This is a genomic window from Phytomonospora sp. NPDC050363 (assembly GCF_040655735.1).
Lineage (GTDB): Bacteria > Actinomycetota > Actinomycetes > Mycobacteriales > Micromonosporaceae > Phytomonospora.
Genome location: NZ_JBFAKK010000006.1, coordinates 1 through 24,003 on the forward strand (window position 1 = coordinate 1; position 24,003 = coordinate 24,003).

Sequence of the window (24,003 nt, forward strand, 5' to 3'; positions counted from 1 at the left end):
GTACAGTGCAGTCAGAAGGGCGTCCAGATCAGTCTTCACACACCGATCCTGACGCCCTTCGTCATGCCCACTAATTCCACATCAACGATCTAGGCCGTGTTCTGGGACATGTCGAGGTGGGCGGGGAATCCGCCGGTGCTGACCGGGCTCCAGCGTTGGACGGTGACGCGGATGAGGCACTTGCCCTGGCGGGTCATGGCGGCGCGGTAGTCGTCCCAGTCGGGGTGTTCGCCGGAGATGACGCGGAAGTAGTCGACGAGGGGTTCGAGGGCGCCGGGCAGGTCGAGGACCTCGCCGGTGCCGTCGGCTTGGACGTAGGGGCCGTTCCAGTCGTCGGACAGGACGCACACCGAGACGCGGGGGTCTTTGCGGATGTTGCGGGCCTTGGCGCGTTCGGGGTAGGTGGAGATGACGACGCGGCCTTGGGCGTCGAGGCCGCAGGCGACCGGTGAGGTCTGGGGGCGGCCGTCGGCGCGGGTGGTGATCAGCAGGGCCTTGTGGCGGGGGCGGATGAACTCTTCGAGGCTCGCGCGGCTCACCGTGGTGGTCGAGGCCGTTGCCATGGGTGTCCTCCATCTGTCGGGTCTGGTGCGCAAGGCTAGTCGTTCGAGGCGGGTCGGTTATCGTCGATCCCCTGGCGGCACCTCTCCATCGATACGCATAAAGGGGACACTCATGCGCCGTACACTCCTCGCGCTGGGCTCGGCGGTTGTTCTGGTCTTGAGCGGTTGCGGTATCGACTCTCCCCTGTCGGCGCCTGCGGAGTCCTCCTCGGCGCCTGCTGTGGCCGCCGAGCTCGGTGAGCCCAATCCTGAGGCGCCGGCCTCGATCGCGGCGCTGGGCGACTCCATCTCGCGGGGGGTGAACTCCTGCGAGACGATCGGTGAGTGCGTCGAGGCGAACTGGTCGACGGGGACCGATCCGGCGGTGGGCAGTCACTTCCTGCGGTTGCAGGCGGCGCGTCCGGGTGAGGTGGTGGAGTCGCTGAACTTCGCGGTGCCCGGCGCGAAGGTCGCCGATCTGGCGGGGCAGGCGGGGCAGGCGGCGGGCAAGGCGGAGTACGTGACGGTGCTGATCGGCGCGAACGACGCCTGCGATCCCACGCCGGTGTCGGCGCTGGAGTTCGGGGGGTATGTGGAGGCGGCGCTGGCGGCGTTGTCGGCGGCCGATCCGGACGTGAAGGTCTTGGTGGCCAGTGTTCCGAACCTGTACCGGTTGTGGGAGGCGGGGCGTGACAACGACCGGGCGCTATGGGTGTGGGACCTCGATGTGTGCGGGCAGATGCTGGGCGATGCCGCGTCGGACAGTCTCGTCGATGAGGAGCGGCGCAAGGGGGTGCTGGCTTTGATCGAGGAGTACAACCAGGCGCTGGCGGCGGCGTGCGCGGTGTTCACGTCGTGCCGCTATGACCAGGGGGCGGTGTTCAACGCCGAGTTGGGTCTCGACGACGTGTCGGGGATCGACTTCTTCCATCCGAGCCTGGCGGGGCAGAAGGCCTTGTCGGAGGCTTTGTGGAAGGCCGGGTACGACTGGTGAGCGGGTGTCGGGCGCGTTGAGGTCGTAGAGGGCCCCGCGCCCGGGCACGAACGCGGGGCCGCAGGGGCTTGGAGAGGACCGGGGCAGAGTAAGGGCCGCCGCCCCGGTGCGGAGGCTGGATGCCTTCGCGCCGAGACGGCGGCCGGTGGAACCGTTAGATCAGCGGGATGAGCCAGCCGCCGTCGACCTTGGTGGCCGTGCAGCCGATCTTGTCCAGCGTGAACGACAGTTCGTTGATCTGCTGCTTCTTGACGGTGAAGACCGAGACATCGGCCGCCCAGCCGTCCTTGCTGACGATGACCTGGTACTTGGCCGCCTTCAGCCACCACGCGTAGTTGCCCTTGGCGTCGGTCTTGAGGTCGGTGCGGACACCGGTCGAGACGTTCTTGACCTGCACCTGGGCTCCCACGATCGGGCTGGTGGACCCGTCGCAGTTCTTGCCCGAGATGGTGCCGATCAGTTTGCCGAGGTTGGCTGTGGGCGCGACCAGCATCTGGACGCCCACGGCGATGGTGCCGTAGGGAGTGCCGGTCTTGACCGACAGTCCGGCGGTGTAGGTACCCGGCTGGTCGACCCCGTCAGCGGCCTTCGCCGACGTGGTGACCTTGACCGTCACGGTCTGGCCGGGGTTGACGGTGACCGTCTGCGGGTTCTCCTTCAGCCACGGCACATCGGCCGAGCCACCGCAGTCGTCGAGTCCGCCGAGGGTCTCGGCACTGTTCGTGCCGGTCCAGGCGGTCTGCCATCCACCGACCTTGAAGAAACCGCACGCGCCGGTGGTGCGAGCACGCGGAGCGGTGTTGTTGGGCAGGGTCTCCCACGCACCGGAGGCCTTGTCGAAGGCGACCGTGGCGTTGGTGGTTCCCGCTCCGTTGACCCAGCCGCCGGAGATGACCAGCTTGCCGTTGGCCGCCGAGTACGCCGAACCGGCCAGCGACACGGGGATGGCCGGGAGGGCCGTCCACGCGTCGGCGCTGGGGTCGTAGGCGTAAGCGTCGGTCGTGGGCGACTGGTCGTCGAAGCCGCCGGCGCAGACCAGGGTGCCGTCGAGGCCACCGCAGGACAGGAACGCCGTGGCCAGCGGGTAGTCGGCGTGCGTCGACCACGAGTCGGAACCGGCGTCGTAGCTGACGACGTCGTTGCTCATGGCGCACTGGTCGTCGGCGCAGCCGCCGACCAGGTACAGGTCACCGTCGACCGAGGCGTGGCCCGCCGCGGCACGGCCGGTGCCGTTGTCGGCGCCGGTCGACCAGGAGTTGGTGGAGGGGTCGTAGACCTCGACCTCGGTGGCCGGCGCGCCGCTGGCGAGCCATCCACCGGTGACGTAGAGCTTGCCTCCGATGAACTCCGACTGGGGCTGGTTACGCGGTGTGGGCATGTCGGCGATGGCCGTCCATGCACCGTCGGCGTACTTGTAGCCCTTGCCGGTCTGGTCGGCACCGATCGTGCCGCCCACCACGTAGAGCGCACCGTCACCGTAGGAGGCGGTCGCGTCGAACACGGCCACCGGGTAGTTGGCGATGGCGGCCCACGCGTCGTCGGCGGTCACCGACGGCACCGACTCCGGCTTGACCGGGGCCTGTGCGGGCTTGGCCGACAGGTCGGCCTTCTGGTCGGGGTTGAGGACGGTGAAGGGCGCGCCGGTGCTCGACGCGGTCCAGTCGCCGCCGTTCTCGCCGATCTCGATGGTCGCCGGTGCGGTACCGGTGTTGGTGAACTTCAGGTCGTGCGTCCAGGCCGCTCCGAGGGTGACCACGGAGTCCAGCTGGGTCTTGTCGACCACGATCCGGCCGGCACCGAGGGTGAAGTCGGCTTCGGTCGTGCCGTGGTTGGCGACGTCGACGGCCTTGGTGTGCGACTGGTATCCACCCTTCGAGGCGGTCAGGTCGTGGGACCCGGTCGCCTCGGTGAACAGCCAGTAGAAGCCGTCGGCCAGCTGGGTGTCGTCGGGGGTCGCCGCGGTGGTCGCGGTGGCACCCGAGACGGTGTCGGTGACCTTGGCGCCGTTGAGCGTGGTGCCGGCGTTCTGGTCGAGGACGTTGCCCACGACCAGGCCACCGTCGACGGCGACGCAGTCGGGGGTGCCGATCTGCACGTTGTCGACCTGCCACCACCAGTCGTAGGTGCCGGCGTAGTGGAACTTGACCTTGACGGCCGTGGCGGTGCCGATCGTGGCGAGGTCGATGCTCTCCACGCGCGGGCCGCGACGGTCCTGGCCGTTGGTGTACTCCCACAGCTTCGTCCACGTCGCACCGTCGTCGGTGGTGACCGAAACGGACGCCACGTCGCCGGTGAGCATGTTGAGGTCGCTGTTGAAGGTCAAGACCTTCGTCGCCGAGGCCGACAGGTCGAAGGCCGGGGAGATCAGGTCGGTGTCGACGTCCTTGCCGGAGCCCGACTCGTCACTGTCGCCGATGGCGAAGCCGCCGTCGCCGCCGGTGAGGTTCTTGCGGGCGCCCGGGTCGTTGAACACCCACGGCAGTCCACCCTTGGTGCTGTTGTTCACCACGGTCCAGCCCGCGGGGGCCGAAGTCGACGTGAAGCGCTCGGCCAGGGCCAAGTTGCCGTAGTCGAGCTCGTAGCCGGGGGTGGTGCAGTCCGCGCCCGGGATCAGCGCCACATCGGCGCTGGCGCCGGTGGAAGCGTCGACAGGGACGTCGGCGGCGGTGTAACCGGGGATGACCGACTCGACGTGGAGAGTGTGCTGGCTGCTGGGCAGCGTCAGCGCGAACTCGCCGGTGGCGGGGTCGGTGTAGGTGAACATGTCGGTACCGGTGACGGTGACCTTGGCGTACAGGGGCCAGCCCTGGCCGCCGCCGTCGGTGACGACGCCTTCGACGTCCCCGGACGGGACGGCTTCGAGCGCGAGGTCGACGGTGGTCGTCTGTCCTTCGGTGACCGTGCCGGTGGCCGAGTCGGTGCCGTACCCGAACTTGCTGGCCGTCACGGTGTAGTCGCCGACCGAGGCGACGGCCACGGCGAACTTGCCGTCGGCGCCGGTGGTCAGCGTGCGGTCCATCGGGCCGTCGATGACGACGGTGGCACCCGCGAGGGGCGCTCCGTCACCGGTGACGGTTCCGTTGAGCGCGCCGGTGCCTCCGCGAGGGCTGGCCTCGACGGCCGCGAGGGCGTCGAGTCGGCCTTCACCGAAGACGTTGTTGTTGGCGAGGGTGCCACCGCATTCAAGGTTCTCGGTGTCACGCGCGGTGCCATCGAGGAGGGCCTTGGTCGCGGCGACGTCGCCGACCAGCGCCGGAGCAGCCGACCACATCAGGGCGACGACGGCGGTGGTGTGCGGAGCCGCCATCGACGTTCCGGAGAACGCCTGGTAACCGCCGTTGGGGACCGAGGAGCGCACGTTCACGCCGGGAGCGGCCAGGTTGGGCTTGACCTCACCGTCACGGCCGGGGCCGCGTCCGGAGAAGTCGGCGATGGCGTTGTTGATGTCGTAGGCACCCGAGGAGTAGCTGACCGGGTAGACACCGGGGTCGCCGCTGCTGTTGCAGCCGAGCTCGCCGTCGTTGCCGTTGGACCACGACGGGAAGATCCCCGCGTCTTCCCACGACTGGACGATCTCCTCGTACCACGGGTCGTCGCTGGTGCCGCCGCCCCAGGAGTTGTTGACGACGTGCGGGGCCTTCGACGGATCGGGGTTGTCACCGTTGGCGTCGGTGGGAGCCACGATCCACTGTCCGGCCGCCAGGAGCGCGGCTTCGGGGCAGCTGCTGGTCGCGCAGCCCTTGGCGGCGATCCACTTCGCGCCGGGAGCCACACCGATGGTGTTGGCGCCGTCCCCGCCGACCATGGTGCCCATGGTGTGGGTGCCGTGGCCGTTGTTGTCACAGGGAACGCCCGCCGTCGGGCAGACACCGGTGGGGTCGAACCAGTTGTAGTCGTTGCTGTAGGTGCCGTCGGCGTTCTTGCCGCGGTACTTGGAGTTCACCGCCGGGTGGAGGTAGTCGACGCCGCTGTCGATGTTGGCGACGACGATTCCCTCACCGTGAACGCCGTACTGGTCCCAGACCTGGGGGGCGTTGATGTTGGTGATGTTCCACTCGACGGCGTTGACCGCCGCTTCGTCCGTGCCTGCCGTGGGCTCGTCGAGCTGGATCTCGGCGTCGGCCTTGATGCTCTCCACGCCGTCGAGGACGGCGAGGTCCTCTACGAGCGCGGCGTCGCCGGTGACCTTGATCGTGTTGACGATCCAGAAGCTCTGATAGGACACGCCCTGCTCGGCGAGCAGTTCACGGGCCTGCTTCTGCGTGCGGTCGGCGTATTCGGTCTTGGCCTCGTAGACCGCGGCGCCCTTGGCCTCCTTGGTCTTCGCCGCGTGAGCGGCGTCGAGGTCGGCGTCGTCACCGAAGCGCAACCAGAAATCGGCCGTGCCCTGGGTGGACAGTTCGGACAGAACCTGGGTGTCGACCTTCTTGGCGACCGCGTCGGCGGCGCCTCCGGCCGGGTCGGCGTAGGCCGTTCCCTGTCCCAGGAAAAGCGGCAGTGCTACCACTGCCGCTGTGATCGTTAAGGTGGTCCGCCATCGCCGTGTTGGGCTATGCACGACGGCTCCCTTCTCGGTGGTATGCCGGGAACGCGGGTTGGGTCGCCCGCGTATTCCGGTTCGCCGACGATCGTCGTCTATGCGAACACCGAGAGGCAATGGATCTGTTGTGGCGTCTTTACGCCAGGACAGGATACGCCAAAGGGTTTATGGAACCGACCGAACGGCCAGTGCGTCCTCGGGTGATCATTGCCGGGCCGGTTGAGCTGCCCCGACGATCAGTTGAACTGTTCCAGGAAGCCGACGCCGGCCGCCGCCAGCAGCAGACCCACCACGAAGAAAATGACCGAGAGGACGATGCCCGCGACCGCGGCTCCGAAGGCCCCGAAGAAGCCGATCTTGAAGGCGGTGCCCGCCGAGACCGACATTTCCTGGCGCCCGCTGTAGCCGCCCCCGTACTGCTCATAGCTCATGTCCACCGACGGTAGAGCACCGGTGCCAGGGCCGATATTGCCCGGACAGGTGATTGACGGCAGACGGGGGTATTTGAGCTGGGGCGACGCCGGTGAGTGCAGGGAATGGGGAACTCGGGGGCAGTACGGAAGGGCGGTGGGTGCCTACCGGGCGCAAAGGGGCGAGCGCGGTCGTTGTGGTGTGGGTGTCGGTTCGGTGGGGCTGTGGGTCCGCTGTGGGGCGGTGTTGGTCCGTCGGGGTTGGGCGCGGTGGGTCGGGTGTTGCGGGTGGGTTCGTCCGATTCTTCGGGGAGCGGCGGTGGTGGCGAGCGCGGTGTGCTGGCGGGTGTGGGGTTCTGCGGGGGTCGTGGTGGGTCGTGGGGCGGTGGGGTGCGTCGGGTGGTGGGTGCGGGGGCTGGTGTGGCCGGCGGGCGTGTGGGTGGCGTGTGGGCGGGTGGCGGTGGTCGGCTGCTCGGGTTGTTCGGTGGGGTCGTTCGTCGGATTCTTCGCTGGTGGTGCGGGTGTGGGTGTGGAGTGGGGGCGGGTGGGTGTCGTCACCGTTGCACCAGAACCCGTTTCGATATATCGTTGACTTACTTCGATAGATAGGAGAAGTCCGATGACAGATCATCGTGAACACCGTTGGTTCAGCGGCGGCCTCGACCCGCGCGAGCAGTTGCGGGCGCACCGCCGTTCCGAGCGGGGGCACCGGCGCGGCCGGGATCACGGCCCTCGCGACCACCAGGGCTTCCCGCCCGGACCGCCGCACATGCCGCCGGTGCCTCCCATGCCACCTGGCGTGCCGTTCCCTCCGCACGGGGGCGTGCCCCCGATGCCCCCGCCGGGGCCGTGGGGCTTCGGTCCGCAGCACGGCAGACGGGGCCGTCCCCGGATGCGGCGCGGTGACGTCCGCTCGGCGGTCCTGAGCCTGCTGGTCGAGCAGCCGCGCAACGGCTACCAGCTCATCCAGGAGCTCGGCAACCGCAGTGGCGGGATGTGGCGCCCGAGTCCCGGCTCGATCTACCCCGCTCTCCAGCAGATGGAGGACGAGGGCCTGGTGCGGGCCGTCGACGTCGACGGCAAGCGCACCTTCGAGCTGACCGAGGAGGGCCGCGGTTATGCCGAGGCCAACCCCGAGCGGCTGCGCGACCCGTGGGAGACGCTCCAGTCGTCGGTCGACGACGAGGCGGTGGAGTACCAGCGCCTCATGGGTCAGGTCGTGACCGCCGCTCAGCAGGTCGCCGCCGCCGGCGGGCCGGGTCAGCTGGACAAGGCGCGGGCGCTGCTGGGCGAGACCCGCCGCGGCCTGTACCGCATCCTCGCCGAAGACGAGGAGGCCGCCCCGGTCGCGCCGGTGGCCGACGACATCGACGACGGCGAGGAGTGACCCTCCACGCCGGTTGAGACCGCGCCCGGCGCGGGCGCGGTCTCAACGCTCACCCCAATCGACAAGCGGAGGCCTCCGGTGCCCACAAGCGGGCCACGACCGAATACCGTGGCGACATGGTGTTGACCTCCGTGCCGCCCCCGGCAACCGTTATCGCCCAGTGGCGGCTTGGCCAGGTCCACAAGATCCACCGCGTCGCCACCGGCATGATGAACCGCAACTGGCGTGTCGACACCGACACCGGCAGCTACGTCCTCAAGCTCTTCCTCGACGTCCGGGGCCCTCAGCTGGCCTTCCAGATCCGTGTCCTGCGCTCGCTGGCCCAGGTCGGGGTGCCCGTGCCGCTGCCGGTGCGCACCCAGCACAACACCGACACGATCCTGATCGGCGGGCACGAGTACGGGGTGTTCCCCTGGGTGACCGGTGTGCACCGCTCGGGGCTGTCGATGACGTTGGAGCGCTGCGGTGAACTGGGCGCGACCCTCGGCCGCATCCACGGCACCCTGCGGCAGACCCTGCCCACTCCCCCGCACCCCTACCAGGCGTCGGCGGCGCCGACGGTGCAGGCGCTGACCAACATCGACCGTCTCCTCGACGTGGTCGACAGCCGCAACGGCAACACCGACTTCGACCGCCTCGCCGAACGCACCCTGCGCATGAAGCGCGGCATGCTCCTGCGCCTGGCCGACCGCTGCCCGCCGCAGATCCCCACCACCATGGCCGGCTACGTGCACGGCGACTTCCACCCGCACAACGTCCTGCTCGACCGCACCGACGACGTCATCGCCGTCCTCGACTGGGACCGCCTGCGCATCGGCCCCTACGCGCGCGAGCTCGTCCGGGCCGCGACCTTCTTCTTCACCTACGGCGACGAGCGCGGCTTCGACCTCGAACGCGCCAAGACCTTCGTGGCCGGCTACCGCCGTGTGTTCGACATCGGCGTCCCCGCCATCGCCGACGGCCTGCACCGCCTGTGGTGGGAGCGGCTCACCGAGAACTGGATCGTCGAATGGCACTACCTGCGCAAGAACCCCGCCTCCGACCACCTCCTGGCCGGCCAGGCGGCCCTGCTGCAGTGGTGGACGGCAAGATATGACGAGGTGATGGCGGCCCTCACCATGTAAGACTGGCCGCCATGACCACCACCCCCCTCCCGCACCTGACCCTGTCCGGCTCCCCCCGCGAGCAGGGACTGACCCACGGCCGCGCCCTGGCCGACGACATCGCCGCCAACATCGCGCTGTACGCGCGAAGACTCCACGACGACGCCGGCCTCACCGACGCCGAGGTCAACGCGCGGGCGGCGGTGTACCTGGAGGTCTTCGGCCGCGCCGACCCGGCCTACCGGGAGATGATGGAGGGCATCGCCGAGGGCAGCGGGCAGCCACTGGCCGCCATCACCGTCCTCAACGCCCGCTACGAGGTCCTCTACAGCGCCTGGAGCGCCGCCGGCGTCGCCCACGACGTCGACGAGTGCACCTCATTCGGGATCCTGCGCGAGGCCGCCACCGACGGCCGCCAGCGCATCGGCCAGAACTGGGACTGGTTCCCCGACGTGCGCTGCGCCCTGCTGCGCGTCGAGGAGCCCGGCCGCACCGTCCTGGGCTTCACCGAGGCCGGCATCGCCGGCGTCAAGATCGGCGTCAACGACGCCGGCGTCGCCCTGTGCGTCAACGGGCTCACCTCCGACAGCGACGACTGGACCCGCGCCGGGATCCCCTTCCACCTGCGGACCTGGCGGGCACTGCACAGCTCGACGGTCGCCGAGGCCGTCGGGCACCTCACCACCGGCGTGGCCGACAAGGCCGTGTCGAACTCGGCGAACTTCATGGTCGGCGGGCCCGAGGCCGTCGTCGACGTCGAACTCGCCCCGGTCGCGGCCAACGAGATCGCCTGCGAGGGCGTCCTGGTGCACGCCAACCACTTCACCGACCCCGCCGCGCTCGGCGTGACCGAGACCTGGCGGCACTGGCCGCCGACGACCTACGACCGCAACGACCGCCTGAGCACGCTGCTGGGCACCGGCCCGGTCGACCCGGCCGCGCTCCCGGCGAAGCTGCGCGACCACGAGAACGGCGCCAACGCCCTGTGCCGCCACCCCATCGCCGCGCAGGAGCCGCACCAGCGGATCCACACCGCCCTGTCGGTCGTCATCGACGTCGACGCCCGCGAACTGTCCTACACCGCCGGCCCGCCCTGCGAGTCGGAGTACACCACCGTCGCCTTGTAGAAGACGACGAAACGGCGCCGGGACGGTCATCCACAGTGACCGTCCCGGCGCCGCCCGCGCGGAGTCCGGCTACTTCAGCGCACCGGCGGTCATGCCGGCCTGGATCTGCCGCTGGAAGATGATGTAGGCGATGAGCACCGGCACCATCGAGATCACCATCGAGGCCATCAACGCCGAGAAGTCGGGGTTGTAACGCTCCTGGACGGCGATGTTGGCGATGCCCTGGGTGATCACCGAGTTGCTCTCCCCGGGCATGAGCACCAGGGGCATGAGGAACTGGTTCCACTGGCCGATCACGTTGAAGATCGCGATGGAGATGATGCCCGGCTTGGCCATCGGCAGCATCACCTGGAAGAACAGGCGGTAGTGCCCGGCCCCGTCGATCATCGCCGCCTCGGCGACACCGGTGGGAAGCGTCCTGAAGAACGACGTCAGGAAGAACACCGTGAACGGCAGTGAATAGGCGGTGTAGACCAATATGAGGCCGTGGAAGGTCCCGAGCAGGCCCATGCCGTCGACTATGTAGTACAGCGGCACCAGTGCCAGGAACACCGGGAACATCATGCCCGAGACGAACATGTAGAAGAAGAACCGGTTGCCCCTGAACTCGTAGCGGGCCAGGACGTAGGCCGCCATCGAGCCCAGCGTCATGGTGAAGAACACCCCGCCGCCGACGACGATGATGGTGTTGATGAAGAACTGGCCGATGCCGGCCTTCTCCCACGCCCGGATGTAGTTCTCGAACTGCCACACGTCGGGCAGACCCAGCGGGTCGGTGAAGATCTCGGTGTTGTTCTTCAGCGAGGTGACGACCATCCAGATGAGGGGAAGGATGATCATCACCGCCCACAAGAACAGGAAACCGTGGGAGAAGACGTTGAGGACGCCGCCGGTCTTCTTCTGCTTACCCCCGGTCGGGGGGTTGTTCTCGACCGGGGCCGGAGCCGTCTGGCTGGTAGTGGTCGCCATTGCAGTGGCTCCTCTCAGAATTCCACGCGGTCGCGGCGGGTCAGCCGCATCGACAGGGCCATCAAAGACAAGGTGAAGAAGAACAGGATCACGCCCACGGCGCAGGCCATGGCGGCCTTGCCGTTGGCGAAGAAGTTGTACATGACCCCGCCGAGGACTTCACTGCCGTGGTCGGGGCCGCCCTGCTGGGGCGTCATGATGAACACCAGCGCGAACCCGTCGAGAGCCACGATGCCCAGGTAGATCCAGGCGGTGCGGATGGAGTCGAACAGCAGCGGCACGGTGATCTTGAAGAAGGTCTGCACCCGTGTCGAACCGTCGAGCGCGGCCGCCTCGTAGATCTCGGCGGGAATCGAGGCCATCGCCGAGGAGAAGTAGACCAGGTAGAACCCGACCGAACTCCAGATCATGACCAGCATGACCATGATCAGCACCAGGCTCGGATCGGACAGCCAGCCACTCGACTTCAACGGCACCCCGAACAGCGCCAGGACCGAGTTGAGCAGACCGTACTCGTCCGAGCGGTACACCGCCTGCCACAGCACACCGATCATGACGACCGAGAGCACCTGCGGGAAGAAATAGATGATCTTGTAGAAGCCGGCGCCGCCGACGCCGCGCATCTGACCGCCCCGGCTTCGCCCTCCGACGTTCAGCATGAACGCGAAGAACAAAGCCAGGGCGATCACGACCAGGGGCACCACGATCAGCATCACCGCGTTGTGCTTGAGCGCAGGGATCAGATACACCGAGTAGAGCTCGCTGGTGAACAGCTTCTGGAAGTTCTCCAGACCGACGAACTCGTAGTTCGGATTCGTGCCGTTCCAGTTCGTCATGGAGAACCAGAACGCCTGCGCGAATGGTGACAGCACCAGTACGAGGTACAGCGTCACCGGCAGCACCAGGAACGATGCCACGAACAAGTTCTTGCGGCGTTTCATGGTCGTGGTGCCTCCCGCCCCGTCTAGCGCTTCTGCTTGAGGATCGCCGAGTCGCTCTTGACGTCGTCGGCGGCCTTCTGGATGGTGTCGATGAACTCGTCGGGGGTCAGACGTCCCGCCATGACCTCACCCAGCTTCGGACGCAGGATGCCCTTGCCGAAGTCGGGGTACCACTCGTCGATCTTGAACGGGAAGGCCGAGGTGGCCGTGGTCTTGAGCGCCTCGTTGGCCGCGCGGACACCGGGGCTGTCGGGCATGCCCTCGGTCTTGCCGGCCACCACCGTCAGGGAGCTCGTGTTCTTCGAGAACGCCTCACGGCCCTTGGCCGACAGCATGATGCGCAGGTACTCCAGGCCGCCTTCACGGTTCTTGGCGTCCTGCGGCACCGCGAAGCCCTCACCCGGAGCGGCCCAGACCGCGTTGGGGTTGGTGCTGCCGTCCAGCGGCGGCATGATCAGGCACTTCATCTCGAAGTTGGGGTCGGCGGCGAGGAGTTCCTTCTCCTCGTTCTCCAGCCAGCTGCCGACCGGGATGAACGCCGCGTCCTTCTTGGCCCAGCGGGCCTGGGAGGCGCGGTGGTCGAGGCCGTCGGAGCCTTCGAGGATGTAGCCCTTGGCCTTGAGGTCGGCCATGGCCTCCAGCGCCAGCTTGATCGACGCGTGACGCCACGCGTCGGGCTCAAGGTTGTCGATGTTCTTGATGACGTCGTTGCCACCATGACGGGCGGCGAGGGTCACCATCATGTCGAACAGGTAGTACGGGTGGACACCGGTGTAGGTCCACGGCGCGATGCCGGCCTTCTTGATCTCCTCACAGAGGGTCAGCATTTCGGCCCACGTGGTCGGAGCGGTCCAGCCCTTCTCGGCGAACAGGCCGCCGGAGTACCAGATCGCGTACAGCGTGAACCCGTAGTTGAGCACGTGGAACTTGCCGTTGTAGGTACCCAGCTCGACCACGCCGCCCAGCAGGGTGTCGCGCACCTTGACGTTGGCGTCGTCGATGGTCGGGGCGTCCAGCAGCGGCGTCAGGTCGGCGTACTGCCCGTTGTTGGCCAGGTCGGCGTGGTTGATCTGCTGCGCGCCGGAGTTGTCGATGACGTCGGGCGGGTTCTTCGAGTTGAAGCGCGGACCCATCTCGGCCCGGATGTCCTCGATGCCGTGGTGGGTGATGACCGACTCGGGGAACTTCTCCTTGTAGATCGCCTCCTGGGCGATGGCGTACTTGTCGTCGTAGCCGCCCTTGAAGATCACGACCTCGAGGGGCTTCTTGCCGTCGACCTTGAAGGGGTTGACCGCGTCGGCGGTGTCGACGCCGACGCCTTCCTTGTCCTCGCTGCCGCCGGACGCGCACGCGCTGAGCAGACCCACGGCCGGGACGGCCAGCAGGCCGAGCGCCGCGGAGGTCTTGAGGACGGAACGACGGGTGAGGTCGCCGGCCTCGTTGGGGGTGGTGTCAGATGCCATGGTGTTGTCTCTCCTGGGTTCGGGTCACGCGGTGCGCCGGATGCGTCCGGCGTACCGCGACTCGAGGGTGTTGTTGTGGGCGTCCCCTTCGGGAACGTTCGCGGAGAGGTACACGGGTGGCACCTCACCGCCGTCGAGCTGTCGCCGCACGACCTCGGCGACGACCATCTGCGCGAGCAGCGCCGCGCTGATGGAGGAGGCGGCGCAGACCGCGCCGCCGGTGGGCATGGGCAGTAGCGCGTCGCCGTACGGAGCGCAGTTGTCGAGCACTACGTCGGCGATGTCGAGCAGCCGCTTGCCCGAGGGGTGCCGCGGTGGAACCCGGGCACTGTGGTCGGTGGACGTGATCGCGATCAGCGGGTGGCCGTGCTCTTTCACGGTGAGCGCGAACTCGACGATGGAGCCGTTGATCCCCGACTGCGAGGCGACGACGAACACGTCGCCCTCGGCGGCGCCGGCGAGGCTGTAGAGCTCGCGGGCGTAGGCCGGGTCGCGTTCGAGGAGGCCCCCGTCGAGGATGGCGGCGTCGTGGCCGCCGAGGAGGACCAGGTCGCGCAGGGCGACGCGGTTGGTGGGGACGAACCCGCCGGCGCGGCCGGCCAGTTCCATCGCCAGGGCCTCGGAGTGGCCGGTCCCGAAGACCTGCAGGACACCGTCGGCGCTCAGCGAGGCCGCGATCAGGTCGGCGGCCCGGGCGACGTTGTCGCCCTGGGTTGCGGTGACGGTGGCCAGCACCTTGTTGAGTGCCTCGACGTAGGCGTTGGCGTCGACGCTCATGGGCCGGGCTCCTCTTCTCTTCGGGATGTGGCGCGGGTCGCTAAACGGTACAGATACCTAAGAGTTGTTCGGCGCGGGGGCCGTGATCTCCTGCGCCGGCGGATCGGCGCCCAGCGCCCGGTCGGTGCGGTGCGCCGCGACCGCCCGTGAGGTGGAGGCGAAGAACGTGTTGGTGCGCCGGAAGGTGCGCTGGGCGACGGCCACGTAGAGCAGGTCGAGGACCAGCAGCTGGGAGTGGCGGGCGGCCAGCACGTCGGCGCGGAAGCTGCGCGCCTGGGTGCAGGTGGTCAGCACGATGTCGGCGACGTCGGTGATCGGCGCGGCGAGGTAGCTGGTCACCGCGATGGTCAGCGCGCCGTGACTGGAGGCCTCGGCCAGCATCTCGATCGTCTCGACCGTCGAGCCCGAGTGCGACACCGCGATGGCCACGTCGCCGTCGCCGAGCAGGGCCGCGCTGGTCAGCCCGTCGTGGACTTCGCGCCAGGCCCAGATCGGGATGCCGATGCGGTGCAGCCCCGACTGCAGTTCGGCGCCGACCAGGGCGCTGCCGCCGATGCCGTAGACGTCGACGCGGCCGGCGTGACTGATGGCGTCGGCGGCACTGGCCACCGCGGCGATGTCGATCAGCGCGGCGGTGTCCTGGAGGCTGGCCACGCCGGCGGCGAGAATGTTTCCCAAGACGAGATCGAGCGGGTCCTGCGGCGAGATCTCGCGGCCGATGTCGACCGTCCAGCCATTCGAGGCGGCCGCGCGGCCACTGGCCGTGGCGATGGCCACCCGCAGCGCGGCGTAGCCGTCGAAGCCGAGCGCGCGGCAGAAACGGGTGATCGTCGCCGGTGAGGTTCCGGAGCGTTCGGCCAGCTCGACGATGGTGCTGCGGGCCGCGCCGGCGGGGTCGGCGAGCACCTGTTCGGCGACTTTGCGCAAGGCCCCGGTGAGCTCGTGCTGAGCGGTGCGGATACGGACCAGCACTCCGCCGGCGGAGTCTTCGGCCGTGGCGGCCGGACCCGCTTCGGTGTCGTGCTCGGTCATTCCCAACGCTCCTTTGCGCCGCGCCGGTGACGTTGAGCGCGTCGTGGCTTGAGAAGAACTTTTACCTTCTGGAGCCGATCGTCAATAGCGGGCGGCAAATCTTTTCAGAGCCGAGACTTTTCGTAACAGTGCGTTAAAGATCTCGTCACGATGAGCTGACCTGCAGGGCCCGTCCGTGGGCGAAACGATTACCGAGCCCGAAGGGGCGCCGACCACGGCAGCGGGAAGTAGGGGATGGCTTACGCGGCACTGTCCTCGGCGAAAATAGGAGTTACCAAAGCGTCGGGGGCGGCGGGACGCTCATGGTCTGAGGGCCCTCGACGGCCGGCATCGGCGTGACCGCGGCCAGCCTGATCCCCGACGACCTCGCCGCGAAGCCGAGGTGGCCCCGCGCGGCGGCCACGGCGGCCGTGCGCGCGCGACCGGCACCGGCCGGGGATTCCCCCGTCGGCACTGTTGTTACCCACGGGTCCGGGGGCTCTGGGGCCTCCGGGCACAAAAACGGCCCCCGCCGACCCGGCGAGGGCCGTCGCCCTAGGCGATGCTCTGCTTGGCGCCGCTCTTGCGGAGGGCGTCGGTGGCCTTCTGCATGTCGCGGACGAAGTCGTCGGGCCGCCGGGCGTTCGACAGCAGCTCGCGAATGGCGGGGCCGACGGTCTTGTCGGCGAAAGCCCGGTAGCGCTTGTCGAAGTAGAACGCGTAGACGTCCTTACCGGCCGTCTTGAGCAGCTCGTTGGTGGAGCGCACGCCAGGGGCGTCGAGGCCCTCCTCGGCGCCGGCGACGCACGTCAGCGACGACACCCGGCTGGTGAACTGCTTGGCGCCCTCTTTCGACAGCATCATGCGCAGATATTCAAGGCCCCCGGCGCGGTTGCGGGCCAGCGCCGGGACGATGAAGGCCTCGGTACCGCTGGCGCAGACCGTTCCCGGGGAGACACTGCCCTCCAGCGGGGGCATGGCCATGATCTGCATCTCGAAGTCGGGCGGGGTCTTGTCGCGCTGCTCGTTCTCCAGCCACGTGCCGCAAGGGATGAAGGCGGCCTCGTCGGCGTTCCACAGGTCCTGGGCCTCGGTGTGGGAGGCCGAGACGGCCTTGTTGTGGACGTAGCCGGACTCGCCGAGATCGTAGAGGGCCTGGGCCGCCATCCGCACGGAGTCATTGTCCCAGGAGCCGGGTTCGAGCTCGTCGATGGCGCGGGCGACGCCGATGCCGCCGTGGCGCACCGCCAGGGTCATGAACGGTTCGAGCAGGTAGTACGGGTACTGGCCCTGGAAGATCAGCGGTGAGATGCCCTGGCCGCGGATACGGCCGCACAGGTCGGTGAACTCCGGCCAGCTCGCCGGCACCTCCCAGCCGCGGTCGTCGAAGAGGGTCTTGTTGTACCAAAGACCGAAGGCGGTGTAGCCGTAGTAGAGCAGGTGCATGCGCTCTTGGCCTTTCAGGCCGAGCGAGCCGTCGGGGATGATCCCCGGGCGCAGCGTGTCGCGGACCTTGACGTCGGGATCGTCGAAGGACGGCGCGTCGAGCAGCAGCGTCAGGTCGGTCAGGTGCCCGTCGCGGAACAGCTCGTCGGCGGGGACCTGGTGGGCACCGGAGTTGTTGACGACGTCGGGCGGGCGGCCGGCGACCAGCAGCGGGTTGAGCTGCTCGCTGATCTGGGTGACCGCGATGTGCTGGATCGGCGCCTCGGGGTATCGGTTGTGATAGATGACCTCATGGCCTTCGGCCGCGTAGCGGTCGCTGTAGCCGCCGTTGAAGATCACCACGTCGAGGGCGCGCTCGCCGTCGACGTTGAAGGGGTTCGACGGGCCGCCGGTGTTGCTCAGCGGCAGCGGCGCCGAGGCCTCCTCTTCGGCGGGCGAACAGCCGGCGAGCAGGCCCGCGGCCGGTCCGGCGGCCACGGCCGCGGCCGCGCCGCGGCGGAGGATCTGACGACGGGTACTGCCTGACGACGGTTTCGGGGGCACCGACGGTCTCCTTCGGGCGTCACCGTGTGACAAATTTTCAAGACTGGGAGGGTAAATTACCCTGACAGCGGCCCAACGTACACACACGGCCTCCTCGTCGACACCCGCCGAACAGTCCGGGGCATCCTCCGCGCGTACGATCGCCCGATGCGCAAGGACCTCGTGCTCGGCTTCGACATCGGCGGCACCTCCACCCGCGCCCTGCTGGCCACAATGGACGGAACCCCCGCCGGAACCGGCCGGGCGGGCGGCGGTAACCCCACCTCCCACGGCGTCGAGGCGTCCATCGCCGCGATCGGCGCGGCCGCCCGCGAAGCCCTCGGCGACACCGACCCGGCAAGGGTCCGCGCCGGTCACCTCGGCCTGGCCGGCGGCCAGCCCTACGAGGAGCCCGGCAACCGCGCACGCCTCGATCACTTGTGGACCGCCCTGGGACTCGACGCGCCGTTCGCCGTCGACATCGACCTCACCGTCGCGTTCGCCGCGGCCACACCTACCCCCGACGGCACCGTCGCCATCGGCGGGACCGGCGCCATCGCCGCCGCCGTCGAACAACGCCGCCTCACCCGCCGCGCCGACGGCTACGGCTGGCTCCTCGGCGACGAGGGCTCCGGATTCTGGCTCGGCCGCCAAGCCGCCCGCACCGCGCTGAAAGCCGTCGACGGGTTCCTGCCCACCGGCCCGCTCGCCGAGGCCGTCATCGCCGAGGCGTGGCCGCACCCGCGCCGCCCCGCCATCCGCGAACTCGTCGACGTCCTCGCCCGCCGCCCGCCCCTCGAACTGGCCGCCTACGCCCCGCTGGTCACCGCCGCCGCGGGGGCCGGCGACCCGCAGGCCACCGCGATCCTCGACGAGGCCGCGCGCCTGCTGTCGGCGACGATCGCCTCGATCCGCGACGACAGCGCCGACACGCCCATCGTCCTCGGCGGGAGCCTGCTCACCGCGGGGACACCCGTCGGCGCGAGCGTCCGCGCCCGCCTTGCCGAACTGTTCCCCACCGCCACGATCCACACCGCCCGCGACGGCGCCGCCGGGGCGGCCTGGCTGGCCGCGCTGCCCTACCTCGCCGACCCCGAAGCGGCCCACAAGGCCTTCACCGGCGCCTGATCACACCGGGTCGTCGCGGGTCAGCTCCCAGCAGGCCACCGCCGCGGCCGCGGCGACGTTGAGGGAGTCCACTCCCCCGCGCATCGGGATCCGCACCCGCACGTCCGACGCGCCCATCGCCGCACCCGTCAGGCCCGGACCCTCCGCGCCGAACAGCAGCGCCGCCCGGTCACGCTGCGCCGCCGTCAGCCGCTGCATCGGCAGCGCGTCCTCGGCCGGAGTCAGCGCCAGCACCGTGAACCCCGCCGCGCGCACCTCGTCGAGAGCCTGCGGCCACGGCCCCAGCGTCGCGTAAGGCACCGCGAACACCTCGCCCATGCTCACCCGCACCGCCCGCCGGTACAGCGGATCGGCGCACGTCGGCGACAGCAGCACCGCGTCCATCCCCAGCCCCGCCGCGCCCCGAAACAGCGCCCCGATGTTGGTGTGGTTGTTCAAGTCCTCGCAGATGATCACCCGCCGCGCCCCCGCCAGCACCTCGGCGGCACCCCGCGCCGGTTTGCGATGGAACGAGGCGAGCACGCCCCGGTGCACGTGGAACCCGGTGACGGACTCCAGCACCTCCTGGCTCGCCGCGTAGACCGGCGCGCCCTCGGCGCCCGGATGCGCGGCGAGGTCGGCGACCTGCCCGACGCGTTTGGTGTCGACGAGCAGCGAGCGCATCCGGTATCCCGCGCGCAGCGCCCGCCGGATCACCAGCTCCCCTTCGGCGATGAACAGCCCGTGGGGCTGCTCGAACCTGGTGCGCAGCGCGACGTCGGTGAGTGCCTGGTAGTCGCCGAGCCGGTCATCCGTGGAGACGGTGACCGGCTCGGCGATGAGCGGAGTGACTATTTCCGTTCGCCTTCTTCGGCGGCCGCAGCCGGGGCCGGGGCCGGGTGGACCGGGTCGGCCGTGGCCGGCGGCTTGAGCAGACCCGTCGAGGCCATCGGCACCGCCGAGGCCTCGATGGCGCGCTCGCTGTCGCCGCTGTCGTTGTCGGCCGTCTCGTCGGACTCGGCGGGCTTGTCCTCACCACCGCCGGCTCCACCGAAGTTGCCCAGCGCGCCGGAGAACGACTCCAGTGCCCGGGTCAGCTCGGCCGGGATGATCCAGATCTTGTTCGACGGGCTGTTGGCGATCTGCGGAAGTGTCTGCAGGTACTGGTAGGCCAGCAGCTTCTCGTCGGGCTTGGCGGCGTGGATCGCCTCGAAGACCTGCTTGATGGCCTTGGCCTGACCGTCGGCCTGCAGGACACGCGCCTGGCGCTCACCCTGCGCGCGCAGGACCGCCGCCTGCTGCTCGCCTTCGGCCGACAGGATCTGCGACTGCTTGACGCCCTCGGCGTTCAAGATCGCCGCACGGCGGTCCCGCTCGGCGCGCATCTGCTTCTCCATGGAGTCGCGGATGCTCGGCGGCGGCTCGATCGCCTTGATCTCGACCCGCGTGACCTTCAGGCCCCACTTGCCGGTCGCCTCGTCGAGGACACCGCGCAGCACGCGGTTGATGTCGTCGCGGCTGGTCAGGGCCTTCTCCAGGTCGAGCGAGCCGACCACGTTGCGCAGCGTCGTCACCGTCAGCTGCTCGACGCCCTGAAGGTAGTTCTCGATCGAGTAGGTCGCGTCGGTCGGGTTGGTGACCTGGTAGTACAAGACCGTGTCGATGGATACGACCAGGTTGTCGGAGGTGATCACCGGCTGCGGAGGGAAGCTGACGACCCGCTCGCGCAGATCCACCTTCGCCCGCACCGCGTCGACGAAGGGCACCAGGAAGTTCAGGCCCGCCCCGAGGGTCTTCTTGTAGCGGCCGAGCCGCTCGATCACATAGGCCTGCTGCTGCGGCACGATCCGGATCGACTTCGCCAGCGTCACGACCACGAACAGGCCGATCACGGCGAGGAAGAGCCAGACGACTATCTGGCCGGCGTCACTCACTGTTGCCTCCATACCATTGCGGTTGCACCTCTGATCTCCACGACGTGGACGCGCTCACCGGCTTCGAGGATCTGCCCGTCCTCATAGACCCGCGCGGTCCATTCTTCCCCGCCGATCTTGACCAGACCGTGCTGGTCGTCGACGGTCTCCAGCACCAGCGCCGGCGAACCTTCCAATGCGGCCAGTCCGATATCGGCGTCGGGACCGGTCCGGTCGTTCATCATCCTCTTGGCGAATGGACGGACCACGAAGAGAGCGAACGCCGACACCACCGAGAAGACCCCGACCTGGACGAACGGGTCGGCGCCCAGCGCCGCGGCGCCGGCGGCCGCCAGCGCACCGGCGGCGAGCATGATCAGCACGAAGGAGAGCGCGAACATCTCGGCGACGGCCAGCAGGACCGCGATGATCAGCCAGATGAAGGGGGCCATCCGTAAATCCTGGCATGTTCGCGCTCGTCTCGCCCACCTGGCCCGCCATCGGCGATCTCCTCACACCACCCTCGGGCGCCCGAGAGGTTAAGTTGGGCAGATGCCGGTAGCGTCCCCCCACTCTGGATTGACGATCCGCCCGTCGGCGCGATTGGTGCCGTGGCTGCGCTCCTGGCGCACCGGACTCGTCCCCTACGACGCGGTCGTCGACGCCGTCGTCGAAGAGATCGACGGGGGTGACGACATCGAACACGTGGTGGCCGACCTGCCCGACAGCTGGCACCCGGTCTCCCTCGCCGAGGCTCCCGCCCTGTTCTCCCGCATCCACCCCGACGACATCCGCCTGATCCTCCCCGCGCCCGGCGACCCCCGCGGCCTGCCCGTCAAAGGCCCCTTCACCGCCGCCGCGCTGGGCACCGGCGAGGCCGTCATCGCCGGAACCGTCGGCCTCGTCCCCGAGATCACCACTCACGTCTCCGGCTCGGGCGACCAGTGGCAGTCGGTCACCTGGCGCGTCTACGAGTGCGGACCGGTCAAACCCGTCCCACCGGTCTCACCCGGTGAGGCCGAGGCCGAACTCGCCGAAGCGCTGCACACCGCCACCGGGCAGCTCGTGGCCCTCGACGTCGCGCGCTGGCGCCCCGAACTCGGCGTCGCCCTGACCCAGCTGCGCCGCAGCGAGCACGGCATGGACCTGCCGCCCGGATACGACCAGCGGGCCCGCCGCCTCTACGCGCGCGCCGGCGTCCTCGAACGCGTCCTGGCCATCGCCGACGGCGACGCCCCCGGCGGTGCGGTCAACGTTCACGAGGCCGGAGCCCGCGACGCCGCCCTGCGCCCTTTGGGCGCAGCCTGCCGTCAGGCGCTCACCGCGGCCTGCAACTCCACCCTCGGCTGAGGCGCCGACCGGCTCAGCCGAGCGGCCGAAATCCGCTCGACACGTCGGTTAGGTTCTGGTCATGCCCGAACTCCAGCTCCTCGACGCCGGCCACGTCTCCGCGCTGCTGGCCTTCGAACTCGACAACCGCGACTTCTTCGCCGCGACGATCCCGGACCGGGGTGACGCCTACTTCGCCGAGTTCGACGAGCGGCTCGCCGCGCTGCTGGCCGAGCAGGCCGAGGGCGTGTGCTTCTTCCACGTCCTGGTCGACGACGACGGCTCGATCCTCGGCCGCTTCAATCTCGTCGACGTCGCCGACGGTCAGGCCGAGTTGGGTTTCCGGCTCGCCGAGAAGGCCACCGGGCGCGGCCTGGCCACCGCCGCGGTCGCCGAGTTGTTCGGGCGGGCGGCGCGCGACTACGGCCTGACGTCGCTGCGGGCCGGGACGACGCTGACCAACACCGCTTCGCGGGCGGTCCTCGAACGCAACGGTTTCCAGCGCGACGGTGTGACCGAGTTTCGGGGCCGGCCCGCCTTGACGTTCGTTCGCGACCTGCGCGAGTTCACCGTTTAGGGGTATACCGCCGAAAAGATGATCGGCCCGGGTCGGTGTGCGACCCGGGCCGCGTCGTCATCGTGAGGGCAGTGGCGGCCGCCGCGCGGGGCAGCAGCCGTCGGGGGTGTTGTCGAAGGTCGCGATCTTGCCGAGGTGCTGTGCGGGGGCTCCCTGGGTGCGCTCGGCGATCAGTTCGCGCACCATCGACACGAAAGCCGGGTGCGTGCCGGGCGTCGGCACCCGGGTGAAGGCCATGCCGTGCTGCTCGGCGGTCTTGGCGGCCTCGTTGTCGAGGTCCCAGATCACTTCCAGGTGGTCGGAGGTGAAGCCGATGGGCACCACGATCACGCCCTCGGTTCCGCCGTCGGCGAGTTTGGCGAGGTGGTCGTTGACATCCGGTTCGAGCCACGAGGACTCCGGTGTGCCCGACCGCGACTGCCACACCAGGTCGTAGTCGAGGCCGGGCGCGGCGGCCTCGGCCACGATCCGGGCGACCTCGGCGTGCTGCTCGGTGTAGCGGGCCCCGGCGGGTCCCGACACCTCGTTCATCGACGTGGGGATCGAGTGGGAGGTGAACACCAGGCGCGTGTTGGCCGGCATGCGCGGCAGGGCCGCCTTGACGCCGTCCACGAAGGGCGCGATGAAGCCCGGGTGGTCGAAGTAGTGGCGGATCTTGTCGACGATGGGCGCGTCGACGCCCACCGCGGCGCGGGCCGCGGCGATGTCGTCGAGGTACTGCCGGCACGACGAGTAGGACCCGTAGGCGCTGGTCACGAAGGCCAGTGCCCGCTTGATCCCGTCGGCGCGCATGCGCTGGAGCGCCTCGACCAGCATCGGCGGCCAGTTGCGGTTGCCCCAGTAGACCGGCAGGTGCAGGTTGTGGACGGACAGTTCTCCGCGCAGCGCCGCGATCAGCGCCCGGCACTGGGCGTTGATCGGCGAGACGCCGCCGAAGTGGTAGTAGTGTTCGGCGACCTCGGTGAGGCGGTCGTCGGGGACACCCCGTCCCCGCGTGACGTTACGCAGGAACGGGAGTACGTCGTCGGGCCCCTCGGGTCCCCCGAAGGAGACCAGGAGCAAAGCGTCGTAGGTCATCAGACCCCAACCGCGTGAAACCCGCCATCCACGTGGACGATCTCGCCGGTGGTGGCCGGGAACCAGTCGGAGAGCAGGGCGAGGCAGGCCTTGGCGACCGGTTCGGAGTCGGTGAGGTTCCAGCCGAGAGGGGCGCGGCCCGTCCAGGCCTCCTCGAAGGCCTCGAAACCCGGAATGGACTTGGCTGCCAGGGTGCGCACCGGTCCCGCCGCCACGAGGTTGACCCGGATCCCCTTGGGACCGAAGTCGCGCGCGAGGTAGCGGCAGGTGGACTCCAGGGTCGCCTTCGACACGCCCATCCAGTCGTAGACCGGCCACGCCTTGGAGGCGTCGAAGTCCAGGCCGACGATGCCCGCGCCCTGACTCAGCAGCGGCAGGGTGGCCATGGCCAGGGACTTGAACGAGAACGCCGAGACGTGCAGGGCGGTGGCGACGTCCTCCCACGGGGCGGTGAGGAACCCGCCGCCGAGGGCGCTGGGCGGCGCGTAGGCGATGGAGTGCAGGACCCCGTCGAGGCCGTCGGTGTGCTCTTTGACCCGCTCGGCGAGGGAGTCGAGTTGCTCGGCGTCGGTCACGTCGAGTTCGAGCACGGGGGCGGGCGCGGGCAGCCGTTTGGCGATCCGCTCGACGAGGGACATCCGGCCGAACCCGGTGAGGATCACCTGGGCACCGTGTTGCTGGGCGAGCTTGGCCACCCCGAATGCCAGCGATTGCTCTGTGATCAGGCCGGTCACAAGCAGACGCTTACCTTCAAGCATCCCGGTCACG

Annotated in this window: 21 protein-coding genes; 7 read left to right on the forward strand and 14 right to left on the reverse strand. The window is 69.3% G+C overall.

What is annotated here, in order from left to right:
* Positions 1 to 89: 89 nt before the first annotated feature.
* Complete coding sequence (locus AB0I28_RS17320; RefSeq protein WP_357494297.1) at positions 90 to 563, reverse strand: PPOX class F420-dependent oxidoreductase; 474 nt, start codon at positions 561 to 563, stop codon at positions 90 to 92.
* A gap of 112 nt (positions 564 to 675) precedes the next feature.
* On the opposite strand from AB0I28_RS17320, the gene AB0I28_RS17325 reads away from it, so the two are divergent.
* Positions 676 to 1,536, forward strand: coding sequence for an SGNH/GDSL hydrolase family protein (locus AB0I28_RS17325; protein ID WP_357494299.1), 861 nt, complete (start codon positions 676 to 678; stop codon positions 1,534 to 1,536).
* Between the two features lie 154 nt (positions 1,537 to 1,690).
* Here the strand turns inward: AB0I28_RS17325 and AB0I28_RS17330 are convergent, their stop codons facing one another.
* Complete coding sequence (locus AB0I28_RS17330) at positions 1,691 to 6,043, reverse strand: S8 family serine peptidase (RefSeq protein WP_357494301.1); 4,353 nt, start codon at positions 6,041 to 6,043, stop codon at positions 1,691 to 1,693.
* 269 nt (positions 6,044 to 6,312) lie between these two features.
* Positions 6,313 to 6,507, reverse strand: a complete 195-nt coding sequence (locus tag AB0I28_RS17335; RefSeq protein ID WP_357494303.1) for a hypothetical protein — start codon at positions 6,505 to 6,507, stop codon at positions 6,313 to 6,315.
* 598 nt (positions 6,508 to 7,105) lie between these two features.
* Between AB0I28_RS17335 and AB0I28_RS17340 the strand changes: the two genes are divergently transcribed.
* From AB0I28_RS17340 to AB0I28_RS17350, 3 genes are all read left to right on the forward strand, one after another.
* Positions 7,106 to 7,873, forward strand: a complete 768-nt coding sequence (locus AB0I28_RS17340; protein ID WP_357494304.1) for a PadR family transcriptional regulator — start codon at positions 7,106 to 7,108, stop codon at positions 7,871 to 7,873.
* A 116-nt stretch (positions 7,874 to 7,989) separates the two neighbouring features.
* Positions 7,990 to 8,997 carry a phosphotransferase gene (locus AB0I28_RS17345; protein ID WP_357494306.1) on the forward strand — a complete coding sequence of 336 codons (1,008 nt, stop codon included), beginning with the start codon at positions 7,990 to 7,992 and terminating at the stop codon, positions 8,995 to 8,997.
* An 11-nt stretch (positions 8,998 to 9,008) separates the two neighbouring features.
* Complete coding sequence (locus tag AB0I28_RS17350; RefSeq protein ID WP_357494308.1) at positions 9,009 to 10,103, forward strand: C45 family peptidase; 1,095 nt, start codon at positions 9,009 to 9,011, stop codon at positions 10,101 to 10,103.
* A gap of 69 nt (positions 10,104 to 10,172) precedes the next feature.
* Here AB0I28_RS17350 and AB0I28_RS17355 read toward each other — a convergent pair whose 3' ends face one another.
* From AB0I28_RS17355 to ngcE (AB0I28_RS17380), 6 genes are all read right to left on the reverse strand, one after another.
* A complete protein-coding gene (locus AB0I28_RS17355) occupies positions 10,173 to 11,072 on the reverse strand; it encodes a carbohydrate ABC transporter permease (RefSeq protein WP_357494310.1) in 900 nt (299 codons plus the stop codon).
* A 14-nt stretch (positions 11,073 to 11,086) separates the two neighbouring features.
* Positions 11,087 to 12,013 carry a sugar ABC transporter permease gene (locus tag AB0I28_RS17360; RefSeq protein WP_357494312.1) on the reverse strand — a complete coding sequence of 309 codons (927 nt, stop codon included), beginning with the start codon at positions 12,011 to 12,013 and terminating at the stop codon, positions 11,087 to 11,089.
* A 23-nt stretch (positions 12,014 to 12,036) separates the two neighbouring features.
* Positions 12,037 to 13,476 (reverse strand): N-acetylglucosamine/diacetylchitobiose ABC transporter substrate-binding protein, encoded by a 1,440-nt coding sequence (gene ngcE, locus AB0I28_RS17365; RefSeq protein WP_357494314.1) that lies wholly within the window; start codon positions 13,474 to 13,476, stop codon positions 12,037 to 12,039.
* 24 nt (positions 13,477 to 13,500) lie between these two features.
* On the reverse strand, positions 13,501 to 14,253 hold the full coding sequence (locus tag AB0I28_RS17370) for an SIS domain-containing protein (protein ID WP_357494316.1): 753 nt from the start codon (positions 14,251 to 14,253) through the stop codon (positions 13,501 to 13,503).
* A 57-nt stretch (positions 14,254 to 14,310) separates the two neighbouring features.
* The gene (locus AB0I28_RS17375) at positions 14,311 to 15,285 is read right to left on the reverse strand and encodes a MurR/RpiR family transcriptional regulator (RefSeq protein WP_357494318.1); all 975 of its coding nucleotides are present in this window, start codon (positions 15,283 to 15,285) and stop codon (positions 14,311 to 14,313) included.
* Positions 15,286 to 15,819: 534 nt separating this feature from the next.
* Positions 15,820 to 17,253, reverse strand: a complete 1,434-nt coding sequence (ngcE, locus tag AB0I28_RS17380; protein WP_357494320.1) for an N-acetylglucosamine/diacetylchitobiose ABC transporter substrate-binding protein — start codon at positions 17,251 to 17,253, stop codon at positions 15,820 to 15,822.
* Positions 17,254 to 17,400: 147 nt separating this feature from the next.
* Between ngcE (AB0I28_RS17380) and AB0I28_RS17385 the strand changes: the two genes are divergently transcribed.
* A complete protein-coding gene (locus AB0I28_RS17385) occupies positions 17,401 to 18,360 on the forward strand; it encodes a BadF/BadG/BcrA/BcrD ATPase family protein (protein WP_357494322.1) in 960 nt (319 codons plus the stop codon).
* Here AB0I28_RS17385 and AB0I28_RS17390 read toward each other — a convergent pair whose 3' ends face one another.
* From AB0I28_RS17390 to AB0I28_RS17400, 3 genes are read right to left on the reverse strand one after another with little or no spacing between them, the layout of a single operon-like run.
* On the reverse strand, positions 18,361 to 19,179 hold the full coding sequence (locus AB0I28_RS17390; RefSeq protein WP_357495118.1) for an RNA methyltransferase: 819 nt from the start codon (positions 19,177 to 19,179) through the stop codon (positions 18,361 to 18,363).
* Positions 19,180 to 19,190: 11 nt separating this feature from the next.
* Complete coding sequence (locus AB0I28_RS17395) at positions 19,191 to 20,273, reverse strand: SPFH domain-containing protein (RefSeq protein WP_357494323.1); 1,083 nt, start codon at positions 20,271 to 20,273, stop codon at positions 19,191 to 19,193.
* Positions 20,270 to 20,704: an NfeD family protein gene (locus AB0I28_RS17400; protein ID WP_357494325.1), complete on the reverse strand. Its 435-nt coding sequence runs from the start codon at positions 20,702 to 20,704 to the stop codon at positions 20,270 to 20,272. Before AB0I28_RS17400 ends, AB0I28_RS17395 begins: the two co-directional genes overlap by 4 nt.
* A gap of 100 nt (positions 20,705 to 20,804) precedes the next feature.
* Between AB0I28_RS17400 and AB0I28_RS17405 the strand changes: the two genes are divergently transcribed.
* Both AB0I28_RS17405 and AB0I28_RS17410 read left to right on the forward strand, forming a co-directional pair.
* Positions 20,805 to 21,602 carry a hypothetical protein gene (locus AB0I28_RS17405; protein ID WP_357494327.1) on the forward strand — a complete coding sequence of 266 codons (798 nt, stop codon included), beginning with the start codon at positions 20,805 to 20,807 and terminating at the stop codon, positions 21,600 to 21,602.
* Positions 21,603 to 21,663: 61 nt separating this feature from the next.
* Positions 21,664 to 22,158 carry a GNAT family N-acetyltransferase gene (locus tag AB0I28_RS17410; protein ID WP_357494329.1) on the forward strand — a complete coding sequence of 165 codons (495 nt, stop codon included), beginning with the start codon at positions 21,664 to 21,666 and terminating at the stop codon, positions 22,156 to 22,158.
* 57 nt (positions 22,159 to 22,215) lie between these two features.
* Here AB0I28_RS17410 and AB0I28_RS17415 read toward each other — a convergent pair whose 3' ends face one another.
* Both AB0I28_RS17415 and fabI read right to left on the reverse strand, forming a co-directional pair.
* Positions 22,216 to 23,235, reverse strand: coding sequence for a ferrochelatase (locus AB0I28_RS17415; RefSeq protein WP_357494331.1), 1,020 nt, complete (start codon positions 23,233 to 23,235; stop codon positions 22,216 to 22,218).
* Positions 23,235 to 24,002 (reverse strand): enoyl-ACP reductase FabI, encoded by a 768-nt coding sequence (gene fabI / locus AB0I28_RS17420; RefSeq protein WP_357494333.1) that lies wholly within the window; start codon positions 24,000 to 24,002, stop codon positions 23,235 to 23,237. The genes AB0I28_RS17415 and fabI overlap by 1 nt, the downstream gene beginning before the upstream one ends.
* Position 24,003 lies beyond the last annotated feature (1 nt).